Genomic DNA, 18542 nt, shown 5'->3' with positions numbered 1-18542 from the left:
AATATACTGGTGGTCAATTATATGTATGCTGGCACCGGAAAAGGCCACAGATCCTATAAGCTGTGACGGTGGTCAATTATATATATGCTGACCTCCGGGAGAGAATAGGTTTTGCATCATTTACCTCACATCTTCCGGATAAAATATATTGGTTGCTTTAATTCAGATATTTATATTGTCATTATATTTGTTGGTCTGTGTGTCATTTGTGCGAAATATCAGGATATTCAAAAGACCATGCCGGATTACCCTGGCTACCCAGATTTATTTCAATATATGCATTGCCGGGATTGAAATCTTCTGGAACAATAAAGAGAAGAACAGATTCAAAATGCTCCCTTCTATCAAGTTTCTTTTTGGAATAAGGCACTCCGATACCTGTTATATATTGTTCTGGTGTGGAAGGACTGATTTTCTGATTTAACCAGTGCAAAGAGATGTCATTTTTTGAAGGAGTGCTTACCGTCTGACTTTTTCCTCCCCTATATCCCATGTGGGTTATATCCAGTGTTACAAAGAGAAATTTAGTGCCATAGTCGGATGTTACTATAGTATTTTCTGAATTACCATTTTTCAGATAGTACCTGTATGCAGTATTATAAGCCTCAATTTTAATTGATATATCGTTTGATCCTGATATATCTTTATATTTGTATATTTCATTTAATTTGAGTAGTTTTGGAAGCATTTCAGTTACTGGTGCCCTGAATATACGTTCTTCTTTAATCTCATTAATTTCCAGATTGTTAAATGCCGAATTTAAATGGTTAATTCCGGATTTAACTGAAAAAGTACCTTCAAGAATCCTGTCTGAATTATAATAGTACGAACCGTACCAGAAATCCATCCCTGCCTTATTATATTGTTTAAAACCTTCTTTAATTTCTTCAAGGGGCCCTTCAAGGTTTTTATCCACAGCAAATTTTTCGATTTCTTTTATATATTCTGATGAAACTGTTATAAGATTTTCAGATTCTTCTGCTGCTTTAAACCAGTCTTTTTTAACTGCATAATCTGTAATTTTCCAGGTAATTTCATTGAGTTCTTTTGACTTTTCAATAGTGTATTCTCTTAAATCATCTGCTGAATATACTCTGGCGGCATCATTGTATGATATATATTTTTTTGAATTCTCAAATTCAAATTTTGTAGCCGGATCTTCATAATATTTTATCTCTGTATCCATATCTATTTTATATTCTGTCCATTCACTGCCCGGAATATAATATCCAGGTTCCGGAAAATTATCCAGTTCATCAACATCGCCTGCACTCATTTTAAATAATACATCATTTTCCCTCCCGTCAACATCATCAAAATTAATTATTATAAAGGCGATATCGTCCCTGTTTTTCCCACCCATAATTCCGGACAGCATCCTGGTTGCATCAGTTTCAAATGCCCATACTGTATTCTGGATTATGTTAAGTCTGCTGCTCTTATAGTGGACAATTATCCGTATTCCTGTCTCCTTTTCAAGATATTCCGGATTAATAATATAAGAGTCAGGAATCAGATCAAAGACCTGAATTTCAAATTCTTCAGCTATTTTTGCAGGCCCTATAAAATCTCCGGCGGCAATATCAAGTTCATCCTTTACTGTTGTCTGAAAAGAGATGTTCTCTTTCATTTGTTCATTAACCAAAGATTTACTGATCTCCTCTTCCGGAGTTTTTTTAATCAGATTTAATATGTCATTTATACCGTTTCTTCTGGTTATGTCGTCGAAAGTACTTTTTTTTTCAATTCCGGCGTTAGTTATTTCTTTTACATCTGTGCTTTTAAAATTGTCATCATAAAATATAGATCCTGATGCAGATATTGCAGGCATTATAATTAATAATGCTGCAAAAAGCAATACTCTGTAGTCTGTTCTACAGATTCTATTAATTATTCCGGATTTTTCCAGTATACTCAGGCGGTTCAGAAATTTATTATAATTTTCCGGATTTATTCCGGCTTTCGCAGAATAATACTTTAAAAATTTTTCAATAATGTCATATGGATTCATCCCTTTTCAATCCCCAGTTGTGAAATTGCCGCAGGTTCTATGATTAAGGTTTGCTAAACAGCTATGCTGTGCATCAGAATGAGGAGATAAGGAGTTAAAACTGATAATTACGTGGATTCTGGGTTATTTAAATTTGCTCTGAAATTATTGGTGGTGTCTTTTTTAATCTGTTTCCGGTCCAAATTATTGATTCTGCATTTCCTGAATTATTGATCGGTTTGTTTATATTCCATAATATTGTTTTTTTGTTACCATTTCCATCCGGATGCTGTGCAAGTAAAGAGGCCGGATTTGTTTCTTTCCTATTGGATATTTTTTCATGTATTTTTCTTGCTGTATCCTGCATATACCCCGGAAAGCAGGAATAAAGATCTCTTCCAATTATATTACTCTCTGAAATTCCTATTAATTCACATGCTTTGTCATTGATAAGAGCAATGTTTCCATAAAGATCAACAGTAATTATTGCTTCACTATCGTCTTTTGAATTATCAGGGTTGTTCTTTTTTATATTTTTTAAATCACCGTATTCTGAATCGTAATGTTTAGTTTTAATTTTTTTTTCATAGAGATTATCCGCAGTTGTAGCAGATCTTAATAATTCTGAATTATTCCGGTTACGGTTTATATTAATAATAAATTTATTTTCAGATAATTCTGCTTTGTCTGGTGATTCTGATTTTAGAGATTCTGTTTTATTATTTTTAGTGTCTGAATTATTCTTAAATTTATTATTTTCATAAGGTTTGCCGGTTATCAGGAGTATATCTTTTTTTTCATTCATATCATATATTTTATTAAAACAGAAGATTACCGGTATGGATTCCCCACCTGAATTAATTATACTGCATTCTGTTCTGGACTGCTTATCAGGTTTATTCTCTATTTCTTCATATAAATTCTTAATTTCTGCTCTAATATCATAATTATCAGCAGCAAGATAATCATAAAAGGACTTGTTGTATATCTCATAATAATTGTAGCCAAAATACTTTTCTGTAAATTTATTAAGATAGAGTATTTTTCCGTTAATATCAGTTTTTAATACAATAAAATCCGCATTTTCAAAAAATTGCCTGTAGTCTTCTCCGGATTTTTGGATTCCATATTCATACTCTTTTTTTTGCGAGATGTCTCTTCCAGTACAATTAAAGGAAACCAGAGAGTTTTCTCTGTTAAATACCGGTTTAATCGTCCATTTCTGCCAGAAAGTTTTCTTTGTACTGTCAACAATTCTGGTTTCATAATTTGAAGAACCAATTTTTGGTACTGGATTATTCTGAATATTATTTATGTTCTCACATATACTCTGTGGGAATATATTTGAGATGTCCTTTCCAATAAGTTCCTTCTTCTCAAATCCAAAATGTGAGCATAAAGAGCTGTTTACAAAAGTAATTTTTCTTTCCGGAAATGAGAACCTGCATATCATATCCGAGTGCTCCTCAATCATTGACCAGTATTTTCTTTCACTCTTGCTTAATGCATCTCTGGTCTTATTCAGTCGGGTTAAATCTGCTATTGTTTCAATTGCGCCGTAAATTTTTCCTTCTTCATCATACAGGTAAGAGGCACTGCATTTAATGTCTACGCCCTGTCCTCTGTTTAATTTCGGGCAGAAACATCTCCTGGATAGCGGTTCAGGATATTTTTGGCTTCCGTTATAATTCTCAATATTATTCAGTAGGTTTTCTATGAGAAGTTCTTCATTTCCTTCATAAAATATCTCAGAATATCTTTTATTTATTCTGTCTGTTTCATCTTTTCTGATTCCTGTAAGTTTTTCCATGCCTTTATTCCATGCAATAACTTCTTTATCAGTATTCAGCGCAAATGTTGCATCCGGCAGGGAATGAATTATATCGCCAAGAACTTTGATTCTGTTCTGAAGATACTCTTTATTTTTCTCTTCTTTTGTGATATTGTTCTTAAAAATTACAATCTTTGTGAGTTCAGAACTGCTGGACAGAATTGGATAATAAGTGTATTCAAATACGTCATTTTCGTATTTGCTCTTAATAGTTCCCTGAATTTTTTTATCTTTAACAGCATTGAATATCTGTCTTATGTCCTCAGACTCTTCCTTTGATATAATTTCAGTAAAGTTTTTACCAATTAGTGATGCACGGTTATCATCCTTATTTATACTGTCACTGTTATCTTCAATGTCATTACTGCCTTCTGAGTTACTGCTTTTATTTTTGCTGATATTATTTTTTATGGCGATACTGAAATATTCAAATATTTTTCTGTTGTGGTCAAGGATATTTCCATTAGTATCCAATAGTATTGAGGCTGTTGCATTCTCATCAAGCAGTATTCTCGCTGTCTCTTCACTGATCTGTAACGAAAGTTCTGCTTTTTTGTTATCAGTAATATCCCTTGCAACAGACTGATATTCAATAATTTCTGATTCTTCGTTAAATATCACCTGTGTGCGCCACTGGAGCCATATATCTTTTCCTGTATCTGAGATTATTCTCTGTTCAAATTCTACTGTATTGTTGTTTTTATCAATTTTCTTCAGGCAGTCTTTTATTATTTTTTTATCTTCCGGAAATATCTCCAGTATGTTTCTGTTACCGATTATTTCTTCTCTTTTTTTATTGCAGAACCGGCAGAAAGCATCATTTACATAACTGAAGGTTCCGTCAGGGTACTGGCGGCAGATGAACTCTGATTGTGTTTCCAGAATTTTGCGGTATCTTTCTTCACTTAATTCAAGACATTTCTGAGCTTTCTTCCATCTTGTAATATCCCTTACAATAAAAAGAACAACCAGATTATTATTCAGAAGAAATATCTGGCTGCTTATTTCCACAGGAATTTTTTTTCCGTCGCTGCGGATTAATGAACCGTCAAATATCGAGTTGTAATTTTCAGCGAGGTTTTGTTCAAGCTGTGTTGAGATATCCCAGTTTTCAGGTTCTATTATTTTACATGCCGGTAAATGAGGCATTTCTCCGGGTTCGTAGTTAAGATTTTCAATGGCTCTGTCATTTACCTCTATCAAATCACCGATAATTTTGTCTTCATTTATTCTATAGAGGAATATTGAATCAAAAGCGAAGTTAAAGACATTTCTGAATTTCTGTTCACTCTCAAGAATTGCTCTCTCTGCAATCATTGATTCTGTAAAATCCTGGATTCTGAGTAATATTCCTTTTCCCCCACCATCAAGGACCATTGAAATGATATTAATATAAAAATCATATTCTCTGCTTTTATATTCCAGAATAATTTCAAGCGCTGCTTTTTCACCGTCTTCTATGCCTTTTGAAATCAGTTCTGTAATTTCTTTATTTTCCAGTATCGGGTTTTCAATCCTGTCATATTTTTCAAGGAAGAGTTCGTCTTTTTTATGGCCAAAAAAATCGAGGAAATTAGTATTTACATTTACAATTTTCTTTTCTTTGTTAATTATGAGGATCAGGTCTGTTGTGCAGTCCATCATTGATGAAATAGGAACTCTTTTTGCAATGGTGTATATCTTTGCATTTCCAATTAACTGAATATCCACTTTGCCTGATGCTAATAATATCTGGAGATATTTTGCAATAGAGTTCCTGTGTATCCCCGTCTGGCGTGACAATTCGGTAATTGTCATTCCTTTGCTCTTAAACCGGATTATTTTGAGAATCTTCTCAAGGGTCTCCTCTTCAGAGGGCATCAATGCATTATAATTAATGTATCTTATTTAAAGTTGTGCTTTGCAGTTATGGTTTCCATCTCTGCCGGACTGAAAACCTGTTATAAATATTATTTTCTTATTTTAGATATTCATTATTCTTTATAACGATCTTTTGAGTTATTCAAATAACCGGAATTTATCTTTATTTTTATTATTTTCTGATTTTCTGCAGAAATTATGTATATCTGATGTGAAATTATACTGGAGATTATCTAAAAACCCTTGATTTTTTCAAAATCATGCCAAATATTCTGCAAATATCTCAATGATTTAGGAGTTTAAGCTAAAAAAGTCTTCATATTTGAGTTATTTTAGATTTTTTTCTATAGCTGTCGCTATTGTGGACTATCGCGATAAGCCATCAAGTCGAAATAAATTATATACAAAACAAGAAAACATATTTTTTGCGTGCACTCTTTCAACTGTAGTTTGTAAAACATGTCCTCCATGGAATATACGCTTTATGAAAGCATAAGGTAATTCCACCATTGATCTTGTTCGGGAAATTGCTCTATTTCTACGCTTATCTTTTTCTTTCAATGGATGATTTCTTGTTGCTCTCTTCATCGTTTTATCCATTGAAGCATTTGGTTTAACTCCAAAGTATCCTTTATCACGATATACTGTCTCCCCTTCTTTTGAGAGATCTATTTTGCTATCGTGAACATTGGCTATAGTTGTTGTAAATCGATAGATAAGCTGATTTTCTTTATCCGTTAATGTGTGCAATTTGTAACCAAAATATGACTTATTGCCTTTTTTAGACCATTCCCCATCTTTTGATCTTCGTGTTTGTGCTTCATCACCCCTTGGTTTATCCTTCTTTGCATGACCAGGGTCTGCTGTGATGAATGATGCATCCTGCATAACCCCACGAGTGATAGTAAGCCCTTTGTTATTCATTTGTCTTAGCAATTCATCCCATATTTTATCTATAATCTGGCCTTTTACCAGTCTTTCTCTAAAGAACCAAATTGTTGAGCGATCTGGAATTTTGTCTGGATAATTCAAAAAGTTTCTGAATGAAAGTCTGTCATAAGTTTGCCTTTCTAATTCAGGATCGCTGAGGCTATACCATTGTTGAAGGACAAGCATTTTGATCATCAGAACTTCATCATAATTGGGCCTTCCACCAAGCCCTATCTTGTTCATATATAATGGGGCAATAATGGGCCTAAATTTTTCCCAGTCAATTTTATTATTTACTTTGGCCAATTTGTCTTCTTTTGAAATTTTCTGTTTATACTCATTCTTCAAAGCAAAATTGGCAAAGGAACTCATAATAATTATAGGTTCTAAGAAGGTAAAGTACTTTTTAAGGGGGTTTTTCGAAATTCTCACTGATGTATTTTCAGGTTTATCTGGAAAAGATTATTCTGTGAATAAATTAAATGATGGTTTCACTGATGAGGTGAGAATAAATGAAATGGCTTCATGTTGACGGGAGAGATGCAGGGGATGTAAAACTGTATGCCTTAAGCACCTGCGGGCACTGCAAAAGGACGAAGGAATTTTTAACAGATTCAGGCATTGCATTTGATTATCTCTTTGTTGATCTTCTTGAAGAAAAGAAACTCTCTGAGATCTATGAAGACGTTAAAAGATTCAATCCGGCCGGTTCTTTCCCGACAATTGTCATTAATGGCGATAAAGTTATAGTCGGCTCAAGACTGGATGAAATATCGGAGGCGCTTGGGCTATGAATGATAACTCTGATGACAATCCCGAAAGCAGTTCTGTTCTTCTCCGGAAATATAATGAAATTAAATCTTATGCAAATGTCAGCGGTATTTTTCTCAATCCGGATAAAAAGTTCACTATGGACCTGATAAACGGCCTGCTGATTAATAAAGAACGATATGGCCATGAGGCGTGCCCCTGCCGCCTTGTAATCGGGCCGATAGAAGATAATTTTGATATAGTCTGCCCCTGTGATTACCGCGATGAGGACATCAGGGAGTTTGGATGCTGCTACTGCGGCCTTTATGTCTCAGAGGATGTAGCTTCCGGGAAAAAGGATGTCAGTATAATTCCTGACAGAAGATTACAGGTGAAAGAGTCGGAGGAGGGGAACTTTCCGGGTGAGGATAACCGAAATATTCCGGAAATTATGAAATTAAAATATCCTGTCTTCAGGTGCAGGGTCTGCGGCTATCTCTCTGCAGGGAATTCCCCGCCGGAAAAATGCCCGATATGTGGAGCATCTGAAGAGAGGTTTGAGAAATTCATAGGCTGAGCTGATTTAAAAAGTTTAGCATAAATCCCCTTGGTCTTTAGCCCAGAGGTAGTTCACGAAAAATACATTCTGCAGTTATCCGTCATTTTACTGCATCTCCTATGAAACAATACACTGTTTCATTCATCATCTGTGGACCGGCTGGTTCATGGGTGACTTTTTTTAAAAGATAACTGCCGGAGTTATGGCTATTTATAAATAATGCCGGATGTCATTCTGTACAGATTTAAGGTGTAGATGCTATGACAGAAAACATTGCAATTGATATAGTCCTCCTTCCTCCGGATGAAATTTCCAGGAAAATTATCTCTTATAATCAGAAACTGACTGACAATTCCGGCGACAGATCAATTCAGTTAAATTCAGATGACTGCCTGCCGCATATCTCTCTGCTTATGGGCGGCATCAGCCATGATGATATTGAGCCGCTAAAAGAGGCAATTTCAGTATTTTCAGACCGGTTTCTTCCTTATAGTGCATCATTTTCAGGCTTTGCCGTTATAGAGACCGACTCCGGGACAACAGTATCCGGTGCTGATATAAGAAGAGATGAAAAAATCCTTAACCTTCAGAATGAAATTGCAGCAATTGCTGAAAGATACCTTAAATGTGTCAGCTCTGATATGGTTTACAGTGACAGAACTGAGGAGATTACTGAATTTACGGTCAGTTACTCGGGTTCATATATTAATGAATCAACCGGAGAAAACTTCTCACCGCATATAACCATAGGTCACGGTGATATCAGCAGGCTTAAAGATCTCCCTGAGATGCCGGAAGAGTTTATCTGCAGAAGGATTGCCATATGTCACCTTGGGAATCACTGCACCTGCAGGAAAATTCTGGCTGAGATTATTCCCTGAGTCTGTTACAGGGGCGGCGGAATTTACCTGCCGGAATTCTCCGGAAAGTTCTGCATTATAATATATTACGGCAGGAATGTGAATTCCGGCATAAAATGAGTCATTATAGTCCAGATTTTCTCCTTAATATCCGGATCTCGTTTAAACAATTTTTTTTACTTTAAATCCTAAATAATTAATCAGAATGTTTTCCGGTTTACAAAATACCATCACCAGATTCTTCAGAATCAAAGAATCAGGGACAACCATCAGAAGAGAGTTCTTCGCAGGCCTTGCCACTTTCATGACAATGGCATATATAATTGTTGTAAATCCTGCAATACTAATGGCCGCCGGAATTCCTTTTGGCCCTTCAATGGTTGCGACTATAATTACGGCAGTCACAGGCACCCTGATAATGGGTCTTTATGCAAACCGCCCTTTTGCAGTTGCACCATATATGGGTGAGAATGCCTTTGTGGCATACACTGTCTGCGGCGTTCTTGGATATCCCTGGCAGACGGCAATCGGTGCGGTATTTGTAAGCGGAATAATGCTTACAGCGCTGACACTGGCGGGCGGCAGAAAACTTATGTGTGAGGCTGTCCCGGAAAGTCTGAAATATAGTTTTGCCGCCGGAATAGGGCTTTTTATCACCTTTGTCGGGCTTGTTAATTCCGGGATTGTGGAGGCCGGCACAGCGGGTGCTCCCGTTCACGTAGGTAATCTTGGCAATCCGGCAGTTATGCTGGCAGTATTTGGTTTTATCTTAATTGCAGTGCTTTATGCACGGAATGTCAGCGGCTCGATTCTTATCGGAATTCTTGTCACTTCACTCATCGGTTTTTCTGCCGGAATCTTTGCTCCACCGGAGGCTCTATTCAGCATGCCCCCGGACATATCCCCCATTTTTCTTCAGCTCGACATTATGGGTGTCTTTACCTGGGGATTTTTTGCCGTTGTCCTGACCATGTTTACCATGGACTTCCTTGATACCATGGGTGGTATCATCGGAGTCTCCGAACAGGCAGGTTTTCTTGATGATGAAGGAAATCTCCCTGAGATCGAAAAACCCTTTCTTGCGGATGGCATTGCAAGTGTCATAGCCGGGATATCCGGGACAACAACAAGCGGTGTATTTATGGAATCTGCCGCCGGGATTGCAGCAGGTGGAAGGACAGGTCTTGTGGCAGTTGTTGTCGCAGGTCTTTTTGGAATCGGCCTCTTCTTATCGCCGCTATTCTCTGCCATACCTGCCGCAGCAACCGGCCCTGCGATGGTTATGGTCGGACTGATGATGCTGTCACCCATAAAAAAGATCAATTTCAGCGATTATACTGAGATGATACCTGCCTTATCCGTCATTGTCCTCTTAAGCTTTACATACAATATCGGAGTTGGCCTTTGCAGCGGATTTGTGTTATATCCGTTATTTAAGGTCGCATCCGGCAGATATGCAGAGATTCCAAAACTGACCTGGATATTTTTTGTATTCTGCCTGTTATTTTTTATATTCTATCCATACTGAAATATGAGGATATTACCTGTGACTCCTCATATTTTTCCGGTTTCGATAACCGTAAAGTCATGCAATTGTCTTTCTTATCCTCTCAATATCACTGTTTTTTATCATCCGGCTGACCTTTGCGCACTTCAGGACAAATTCAGGTGCAGCACGTATTATCCACGTGATCTCTTTGCCGCGTGCTTTTTCAGGGACATAGTACTGGGCATCAATTCTCAGTTCCTTTGCCCTCTCCATTGCTTCGATATCCGTATCTGAAAAATAATCTGAGAAGAAAGCCCTCATGCATTCTATGGTGCAGGTATGAATCTCACTCTCAATTCCGGCTCTGACAAGTATTGCATAGAGGGCATAATACATGGCATAATAGCCGGTTGAGATCTTCCAGTCCGCAGATGTGACCGAGTCCATTGCAGAGAGGGCATCTTCAGCCTTAAGGAAATATGCTTCTGAGAGGTTATTGTTCGGACTGATAATCTTAAGCCCGTTTTTATTCTTTCTGCACCAGATTATTGTATCCATCTTAAAAAATCTCCCGAATAAAGAAATCCTGGCATTTTATCAGGATATGTGATTTATAGACCTCTTTAATTAAAGGATCATCTCTTTTGATCTCAGTGAAGAGATCAGCCGGATATGCCTTAACCTGAATTCTGATGCCAAAGATCCGTGAAATTTTCATAATCTCACTTCTGTCATAATCTCCGGCGACAAAGATGTCTATATCGGAATTTCCGTCAGGTCTTCTCTTTGCATAACTCCCGAAGAGTGCCGCCGGACCGAAGAGATGCGGAGTAATTCTGCATATTATCCCGTCTGCATCCGGAAATTCCTCTGAGAATATGACCCTTTTATAACTCTCGGCCAGGGCGCAGTAGTGCTGTGCCTGATTATTTTTTCTGAGGGTAAAAATTCTTATCTTTCCCTTAATAACCGATTCCAGAACTCCTCTCTTCTCAAGAAGTGTCAGGATATTGTATGCAGTGCCGTGTGTCAGGGGCAGAAGTCCGCATACCTCCCTTATGTACAGCTGCCTGTCATAACCTTCAGTAAAGAGTGCCATTACCTTCAGAAGATTTCCGGTTATGCTTAATGAATCAGACATATGTATAATTAAATAGACGATTAATCCATAAAAATCTGGCGGGCAGGGTGCATATCTCCCGTATGAACCTCTACCCGATAATTCCGGAGTTTTCCCGGTTGAGAAGAGATAATACTTAAGAATAGAATTTAATCTTTTGAAATACAATAATTAATCGGATTTTTACCGGACAGGAAATAAATCCTTTATGCTCCGGACAGTCATAATTTCAGCATCATATGCCGGAGATTATTGTTTCTGTCAGACGTCCGGAACCGGGGCATAAAAAAATCAGGAGATAATCACAAATGGGTAAAGGAAAAGTTGTTCTTGCATTCTCAGGCGGTCTTGACACATCAATATGTGTGCCCCTTTTAAAGGAGCACTATGGATATGATGAAGTAGTCACAGTGGCTGTTGATGTCGGTCAGCCGGCTGAGGATATAATCAGCGCCACAAAAAAAGGCGAACTGATCGCTGATAAGCACTATACAATAGATATCAAGGAAAAATTTGTGGAGACACAGCTATTTCCGACAATTAAGGCAAACGGTTCATACGAAGGCTATCCGATGGGTACAGCCCTTGCAAGACCTCTGATTGCTGAAGAGATTGTAAAAATCGCAAAGTCAGAGGGTGCATTTACAGTTGCCCACGGCTGCACAGGAAAAGGTAATGACCAGTTAAGGTTTGATTTCGTCTTCAGAATGGCCGGACTTGAGGTTATTGCACCTATGCGTGAGATGAACCTGACCCGTGAATGGGAGATGGAATACGCTGAAAAGCACAATATACCTGTTCCGGTAGTGAAGGAAAAACCATACTCGATTGATGAGAACTGCTGGAGCAGAAGCATTGAAGGCGGGAAACTTGAAGATCCATCTTTCCATCCTCCAGATGATATCTATGGCTGGACAGTCTCTGCAAAGGAAGCGCCTGACACTCCTGAAGAGATATCAATTGAGTTTGAGAAGGGAATTCCGGTATCGATAAACGGCAGAAGGATGAATGGCATTGAACTTATTGAGGAGCTCAATGTAATTGCCGGAAGAAACGGTGTTGGCAGAAATGATATGGTTGAGGACCGGATTCTTGGGCTTAAGGCACGTGAGATCTACGAACACCCTGCGGCAACTGTGCTGTTAAAGGCGCACAGTGACCTCGAGCGTCTTGTTCTGAGCCGCCAGGAACTCTCATTTAAGGCATCAGTAGATGAAAAATGGTCCGAACTTGGATATATGGGCCTTATTCATGAACCTCTCTTTGCAGCACTGACAGCATTTATTGATAAGACGCAGGAGAGGGTCAACGGAAAGGTTGACCTCATATTATACAAGAGTTCAGTAACAGTTGCAGGCAGAAGTTCACCTGACGCTTTATATTCTGACGACCTTGTATCATTTGACAGCACAACAATAGACCAGAAGGATTCAGAGGGATTCTCTGCATTCTACGGATTCCAGGCAAGACTGAGCAAAAACCTCAGAAATAACAATTAATCTTTTTTTATGCAGGGTAATTTCTGTATTTAAGCCGTATTTTCCAGGTCCGGAGTATCTCCTGTGAAGAAATCACGGGGATATAACTGCCGGAACTTTTATTTTTCGGAGAATTGCGACTTCTTCTTTGAGCCGTTTAAATAGCAATTCATTGCCCGGTAGTTATTCTGTTTTGGTATCTGCAATAAAATAGTATAAATTTCTCCGGATATTTCCGGCATTCAAATTATCAGAGCAGTTTCTGTCCGGCAATTTTTCCCGGAGTGCACTCAAAGACTTCTGTAATTTTAATAACAATCAGTGATTTTGCAGGCATCTGCGGTTTTGCATCTTTGATTCTCTTTCTTGCAGTCTCATAATCAGGACCTTTTGTTTTGATTTCAGCATCCCCCTTTACCTGAAGGCATCTTTTGGTTTCGGGGTCCCAGAAGTATAATGCCACTTTGGGATTTGCTTTAAGGTTATCCAGAGTCTTTACCATAAAATTGTCTCCAATCCAGAAGGTTTCGTCATCCTCAAGCCAGACAGATGCCATAGGTGCCACATTGGGTACACCGTCTGCTGATGTAGTTGCCATAGGAACGGCAAAGAGCTTCTCCATATTTTTCCTGTAAACTTCTTTCATATCTTCGCTAAGTTTTACCAAATTCAGTTCCTCCTTAATACTTCCAGATATTGTCATTCATATAATTAATAAATGTGGCGCTGAGAGCTTAGCTGATAACCGTCAGCTTCTTTATTTCTCTTATTTTCTTCATAAACCGGATATTTATTTATCTGGAATAAATCCGGCCACATCTGCCGGATAATTGTTATATCCTGCTAATCTGGGGTGTATTTTTTCGGGGGAGTCATAGAAAAAAGTTTAATTCATCTAAAAGGCAATCAAAATATTATTATGTGTGCTTTTTCATTTTTTAAAAAGAAGAAATCCCCCCATATTGTGGAAAGCCCAAAACCCCCAACTGTTGGTCAGGGTGCGGGGATGATGGTTCCTGAATACAAAAGCAAGCCATATTACATCGTTGCCTCTGTTGAAATGGGCAATACCACAACAAAATGCATACTGATAGGGACAAACCTTGAGAGCGGCCGTTCATATATCATCAATAAAACGGTCAGCATGTCCCGTGATGTAAGGCCGCCAAAACCCGGAGAGGAGATATTTGGTGAGACCCTTGTCGGAACACCCATCACAAGGGAGTCAGTTACTGACCTTGTAAAAGATACACTGATCCGCTGCCATAAGGAGGCCGGACTCTCTATTAAAGATGACCTTGATTTTGTTGTAAGGAGCACCGGTGTTGTTGCGGCAATGGACTCACCTGACCAGGTAGGTGATTTTGTCATTGCACTGGCAAACGGGTGTCTTGAAGCAGGAGTGCCTCCAAAGAAGATGACACCTCCTATGGGAATTGACAACCTCCCGGCAAGGATCAGAAAGTTCAGTTTTGCTGACAGGCTGACATTCTGCGGCACTGTTGCGGGTGTATCCCCGCCTATTGGTTCTTCCGGTGTTGAAATGGTTGCAAACGAGATGGAAGGAGAACTTGCAATGGCGGGCATCAAGGAGGGTGCAAAATGGACCGAAGTTGATTTCAGAAATCCATGCATATCAATTGACTTTGGTACAACACTTGACGGCAGAATTACAAGTGACGTTGCCGCCGATGCCGAATATCCGTTTGCCATGACAATCGGAAATTTCTGCGGGCTTGCAGGTGCGATTCCGGATGCGATTGTAAGAGGCACGGGAAAGGTGAATGACCATACAGGAACAGCACTTGATCTCTTTGGTGATAAGAGCATAAAATGTGCGCTCTCCAGGAAAAAGAATACCATTGTGTCAGATTATGAGGAGATGATCAATGACCTGATTGATATAAGAATCGTTCCTCCGGAGAGGGAGAGGTTTGGCAAAGTTCCGGTAAGGGCAGATATTGCGATGAAGTCAGGAATTGCGATGATTGGCTGCGATGCCGGAGAAAACTTCAGCATGGCTGACAGACTAAAGGAGATCGGCAGTGAGATTTATACAAAACATAACTCCTGCATTCTGACTGAGGTAGTCGATCATGTCTGCGCCGGTATGGCGCTCAGGCTCATTGATGTTGCTTCAGAGAAGAAACTTGTCCCTGAAAACTCTTCAATTGGCTTTACAGGAAGGGCGGCTATATCCGGTAAGAAACCACAAATTATTATGGACGGGATCGAAGAGAGGGGATTTTACAGAGATCCTTATGATCACGTCTTATTTGTTGATGACGGCCTTGCAAGGGGCGCGGCACTTATGGGCAGATGCATGTCCTCAATCGGTAAACCTAACAATCCGATGGGCGGCGTCAGAGGCGGACCGTGCATCATGAAGAGACGCATGAAGATAGGAAAGTAGGTATCTGATATGGAAGATAAAAAAACAGAGTATTTTGATGTTTTAATCCCACCGGGAGTGCCAAGAACGATTATTTATGATATCACCGACAGGTTTGAGGTTGAGGTCGTAAACCGCAGGCGCATGATGAAGTTTGCAAATATGGACGGAGACATAAGGGAACTTTTAGCATTCCGCTGCACAAAGGATACGGCTGAAAAAGTTCAGGAGTACATGCTCTCTGAACTTGAAAAGTTTATAGCAGACTAACTTTTTTTGGGTCTTTAATGACCCGGAATAAAATTTATTATATTTTAAACGTTTTTTTTGTTTTCTGGTTGATCAGAGCCAAACCACAAGAAACTTAAACAAGTCGCAGATATTTTTTAGTAATGGTATGGCTAAAAACACTTGAAAATTCATATTTAAATACTGACAGTATTCTCTCCATAACTTTTGACAGCAGATGCAACTCTTTTGTTGCAGTTGTCGGATATAAGGATATAAGGCTTCAGCATAAGATATTCCAGAACCGGATACTGGATGATATACTTGCCGGAGATCAGCCCAGAGATGAGTGTGAGATTATCGAGGAGATGATATATCACATTGAAGCCGCTAAAAATAATAAAGATAAATTTATACTGGATTTCAGTTCAATATTTGGTTATTGATTCCGGACTGCTTCTTTAGAATATGCAGCCCGGTAATTTTTTGAGAAATTAAAGTAATCCGGGATTGAATTTTATTCTGAAAAAAATAATTTATCTTATCTCTTTCATGTGGGCAATTCTTTTATCAAGGACTTCCTGTGTGCCGATGTCCTTTCTGTATCTGATCTTTCCCTCTACCGATGCTGCTGCCTTTTCTGCAATCTCCTCTGCCTCTTTTAAGGTATCTGCCATTCCGACGAATGCAAGTGTCCTTGATGTCTGCGTATAGAGTTTTTTATCTTCTTCAGTGACATTGGCATAATATATGTATGCCTCTCCGGCATCTTTTATTGTAATCAGGTCTCCCTGGTTTGGTGAGTCCGGATAACCTTCCGGGACAAGATATTTGCAGACCGTTGCTTTATTCTCAAATGTAACATCTGACTGTGAGAGCGTGCCTTCTGCAATTCTCCTGACAATATCACAGAAATCAGATGAAAGGAGAGTTAGCAGATTCATAGCCTCAGGGTCGCCAAATCTTGCGTTAAACTCAATAACTTTTGGTCCTTCGGATGTATTCATAAACTGACCGTAGAGCATTCCGCGGTAAATTACATCTTCACTTCTGAGGGATGCAACAACATCTTTCATTATAGCAAGTGCCTTCTCATAATCCTCTTCTGTAACAAAGGGCATCATGTGATCCGGCATTGTATATGATCCCATACCTCCTGTATTGGGGCCGACATCGCCTGCAAATGCTCTTTTATGGTCCTGCACCAGAGGCATAGGTACTATGTGGGCACCGTCCACAAAGGCCATAAGTGTGAACTCCTCACCGATGAGCCGCTCTTCCAGGACGACATCTCCGCCGATCTCCTTTATGTACTCAATCGCGCCTTCAGCATCAAAGTGTTCACCCATTATCTTTACGCCCTTTCCACCCGTAAGTCCGATAGGTTTTACTGCAAGATCGCCGTCATAACTCCGGATAAAAAGAGCCGCCTCTTCAGCGTCATGAAATACCCTGTAAAGCGGGCATCCGGCAACGCCGTGCTTCTCCATCATATTCCGGCAGAATGCCTTGTCTGTCTCAAGCCTTGCCGCCATTCTGGACGGACCGACACAGGCTATACCCTTCTCTTCAAGCAGGTCCACAATTCCTGCTTCAAGGGGGGCTTCCGGGCCGATTACAGCGTACTCAATACCATTATTATATGCAAATTCAGCCACGGCAGCAATCTCCGTCTCACTTATTTCCAGATATTCTCTGCATATCTGTGCAATGCCCGGGTTTTTCTTACCCATAACCGCATATAATTCGCAGTCGGCATTTCGTGACAGTGCCTTTGCAATTGCGTGTTCTCTTCCTCCTCCACCGACAACAAGAATCTTCATAGCCATATTATTTCCATCCTGTAAAACAAAAATCTGTCTTATTTACTTAAAAGTTCAGAGACCGAGGCAAGTGATTTCAGTTTCACACCCTCCTCTGCAAGCCTTTTATCTGCTCCCTGTTCACGATCGACCACAGAGACAACCGTTTCAATATTAGCGCCGGCATCTTTGAGTGAATTTATGCCATAAATTACACTTCCGCCCGATGTTGTAACGTCTTCGACTAAAAGGACATTTTTACCCTTTACATCCCCGATTATGTTTCCGGAAAGTCCGTATTCCTTCTCTTCTTTTCTGATTATGCAAAAGGGTCTGCCTGATGAGAGTGATGCCGCAACTGCGATTGGGACAGCGCCTACGGCAACACCTGCAACTACATCAAATTCAAAATTTTCAGAGATTGCGTCTCCTATCTGAGAGAGCAGTGCCGGTTTTGTGCATGCTGTTTTTATATCAATATAATATGAACTCTTTGCGCCCGATGCCAGCGTGAACTCTCCGAATTCAATCGCGCCGTGTTCAATGAGAATATCTGCAATTTTGTTTACCATGGAACATCCTTTACTCCTATCATATATCCTGCAATATTTGTAATTCTATGCAGAAGAGGTGTGGCTATCAGAATCCAGATGAAGACAACCGGAGTTATATATACTGTCAGCCACTGGAAATCAAATATTAACAGGAGCACCATGGCTCCTGCAACAAGGTCATACTGATCTGCAATAAGCCACTCTTCCCCGCTTTTTTTGTTCAGCCTCCTCTTAAAGAAACTCTTTACAAGGTCACCAAGCAGTGCGCCCGCTGAGAGGAGCACTACAGAAAGAACGGTATGTATCTGAAAATCAAAGACTCCCTGGAGGTATATCTGGATAAGCCCGATGATTATTCCACAGAATATACCGCCGATGAGGCCACGCCACGTTTTACCGTCCCCAAAAAGTCTTCTTCCGTCAGAATAGTTCTTCCCGGAATCTATCGGTCTTCCGCCTCCGAATACTGCCGCAGCAGAATTCGGAATGTACGCCGGAAGCATAATCCACAGTGCTATGAAGAGAGCTGTTAAAATATCCTGGTAAATGAAATCAATTAACGACAATATACTAATATAAAGCTTTATTAAAATAAATAATATAACGATTTAATAAGAATAGTCAATTTTGAAATTTAAATTCAATATGAATTAAGTTAAGGTATCATTGTCATAAAATATAAGGTATAGAAAAATTAAT

17 protein-coding genes are annotated in these 18542 nt (G+C 39.2%); 8 read left to right on the top strand and 9 right to left on the bottom strand.

All coding sequences use genetic code 11. From position 1 onward, the window contains the following. Positions 1-202: 202 nt before the first annotated feature. The 3 genes from METLIM_RS00775 to METLIM_RS00765 all read right to left on the bottom strand — a co-directional run bounded on the left by METLIM_RS00775 (position 203) and on the right by METLIM_RS00765 (position 6983). Positions 203-1831, bottom strand: a complete 1629-nt coding sequence (locus tag METLIM_RS00775; protein ID WP_157202183.1) for a hypothetical protein — start codon at positions 1829-1831, stop codon at positions 203-205. Between the two features lie 307 nt (positions 1832-2138). After that, positions 2139-5681, bottom strand: a complete 3543-nt coding sequence (locus METLIM_RS00770) for a PAS domain S-box protein (RefSeq protein WP_004075883.1) — start codon at positions 5679-5681, stop codon at positions 2139-2141. A gap of 366 nt (positions 5682-6047) precedes the next feature. Next, entirely contained in the window at positions 6048-6983 is a 936-nt protein-coding gene (locus METLIM_RS00765; protein ID WP_004075882.1) for an IS5 family transposase, read from the bottom strand. A 140-nt stretch (positions 6984-7123) separates the two neighbouring features. On the opposite strand from METLIM_RS00765, the gene METLIM_RS00760 reads away from it, so the two are divergent. The 4 genes from METLIM_RS00760 (at position 7124) to METLIM_RS00745 (ending at position 10308) form a co-directional block, all read left to right on the top strand. Continuing rightward, positions 7124-7405 (top strand): glutaredoxin family protein, encoded by a 282-nt coding sequence (locus tag METLIM_RS00760; protein WP_004075881.1) that lies wholly within the window; start codon positions 7124-7126, stop codon positions 7403-7405. Continuing rightward, a complete protein-coding gene (locus METLIM_RS00755; protein WP_004075880.1) occupies positions 7402-7938 on the top strand; it encodes a ferredoxin-thioredoxin reductase catalytic domain-containing protein in 537 nt (178 codons plus the stop codon). Before METLIM_RS00760 ends, METLIM_RS00755 begins: the two co-directional genes overlap by 4 nt. Positions 7939-8180: 242 nt before the next feature. Beyond that, on the top strand, positions 8181-8801 hold the full coding sequence (locus METLIM_RS00750; protein ID WP_004075879.1) for a 2'-5' RNA ligase family protein: 621 nt from the start codon (positions 8181-8183) through the stop codon (positions 8799-8801). 184 nt (positions 8802-8985) lie between these two features. Continuing rightward, the gene (locus METLIM_RS00745; protein WP_004075878.1) at positions 8986-10308 is read left to right on the top strand and encodes an NCS2 family permease; all 1323 of its coding nucleotides are present in this window, start codon (positions 8986-8988) and stop codon (positions 10306-10308) included. A 57-nt stretch (positions 10309-10365) separates the two neighbouring features. Here METLIM_RS00745 and METLIM_RS00740 read toward each other — a convergent pair whose 3' ends face one another. Beyond that, entirely contained in the window at positions 10366-10827 is a 462-nt protein-coding gene (locus METLIM_RS00740; RefSeq protein WP_004075877.1) for a HEPN domain-containing protein, read from the bottom strand. A gap of 1 nt (position 10828) precedes the next feature. After that, complete coding sequence (locus METLIM_RS00735; protein ID WP_004075876.1) at positions 10829-11410, bottom strand: nucleotidyltransferase domain-containing protein; 582 nt, start codon at positions 11408-11410, stop codon at positions 10829-10831. Between the two features lie 287 nt (positions 11411-11697). Here METLIM_RS00735 and METLIM_RS00730 point away from each other — a divergent pair, with 287 nt between their 5' ends. Further along, positions 11698-12888, top strand: a complete 1191-nt coding sequence (locus tag METLIM_RS00730) for an argininosuccinate synthase (protein ID WP_004075875.1) — start codon at positions 11698-11700, stop codon at positions 12886-12888. Positions 12889-13117: 229 nt separating this feature from the next. Here METLIM_RS00730 and METLIM_RS00725 read toward each other — a convergent pair whose 3' ends face one another. Next, complete coding sequence (locus METLIM_RS00725; RefSeq protein ID WP_004075874.1) at positions 13118-13534, bottom strand: pyridoxamine 5'-phosphate oxidase family protein; 417 nt, start codon at positions 13532-13534, stop codon at positions 13118-13120. 252 nt (positions 13535-13786) lie between these two features. On the opposite strand from METLIM_RS00725, the gene METLIM_RS00720 reads away from it, so the two are divergent. From METLIM_RS00720 to METLIM_RS00710, 3 genes are all read left to right on the top strand, one after another. Then, the gene (locus METLIM_RS00720; RefSeq protein WP_004075873.1) at positions 13787-15280 is read left to right on the top strand and encodes a methanogenesis marker 14 protein; all 1494 of its coding nucleotides are present in this window, start codon (positions 13787-13789) and stop codon (positions 15278-15280) included. 9 nt (positions 15281-15289) lie between these two features. Beyond that, the gene (locus METLIM_RS00715) at positions 15290-15529 is read left to right on the top strand and encodes a hypothetical protein (RefSeq protein ID WP_004075872.1); all 240 of its coding nucleotides are present in this window, start codon (positions 15290-15292) and stop codon (positions 15527-15529) included. A 122-nt stretch (positions 15530-15651) separates the two neighbouring features. Beyond that, complete coding sequence (locus METLIM_RS00710) at positions 15652-15933, top strand: hypothetical protein (RefSeq protein ID WP_004075871.1); 282 nt, start codon at positions 15652-15654, stop codon at positions 15931-15933. Between the two features lie 90 nt (positions 15934-16023). Here METLIM_RS00710 and purD read toward each other — a convergent pair whose 3' ends face one another. From purD to METLIM_RS00695, 3 genes are read right to left on the bottom strand one after another with little or no spacing between them, the layout of a single operon-like run. Further along, a complete protein-coding gene (purD, locus tag METLIM_RS00705) occupies positions 16024-17316 on the bottom strand; it encodes a phosphoribosylamine--glycine ligase (protein ID WP_004075870.1) in 1293 nt (430 codons plus the stop codon). 32 nt (positions 17317-17348) lie between these two features. Next, positions 17349-17861: an orotate phosphoribosyltransferase gene (gene pyrE, locus METLIM_RS00700; RefSeq protein WP_004075869.1), complete on the bottom strand. Its 513-nt coding sequence runs from the start codon at positions 17859-17861 to the stop codon at positions 17349-17351. Then, complete coding sequence (locus tag METLIM_RS00695) at positions 17855-18346, bottom strand: CDP-2,3-bis-(O-geranylgeranyl)-sn-glycerol synthase (RefSeq protein WP_048145400.1); 492 nt, start codon at positions 18344-18346, stop codon at positions 17855-17857. Before METLIM_RS00695 ends, pyrE begins: the two co-directional genes overlap by 7 nt. Positions 18347-18542: the final 196 nt, after the last annotated feature.

The sequence above is a fragment of the Methanoplanus limicola DSM 2279 genome, from assembly GCF_000243255.1.
Lineage (GTDB): Archaea > Halobacteriota > Methanomicrobia > Methanomicrobiales > Methanomicrobiaceae > Methanoplanus > Methanoplanus limicola.
This window is presented reverse-complemented; position numbering and strand designations above follow the sequence as displayed.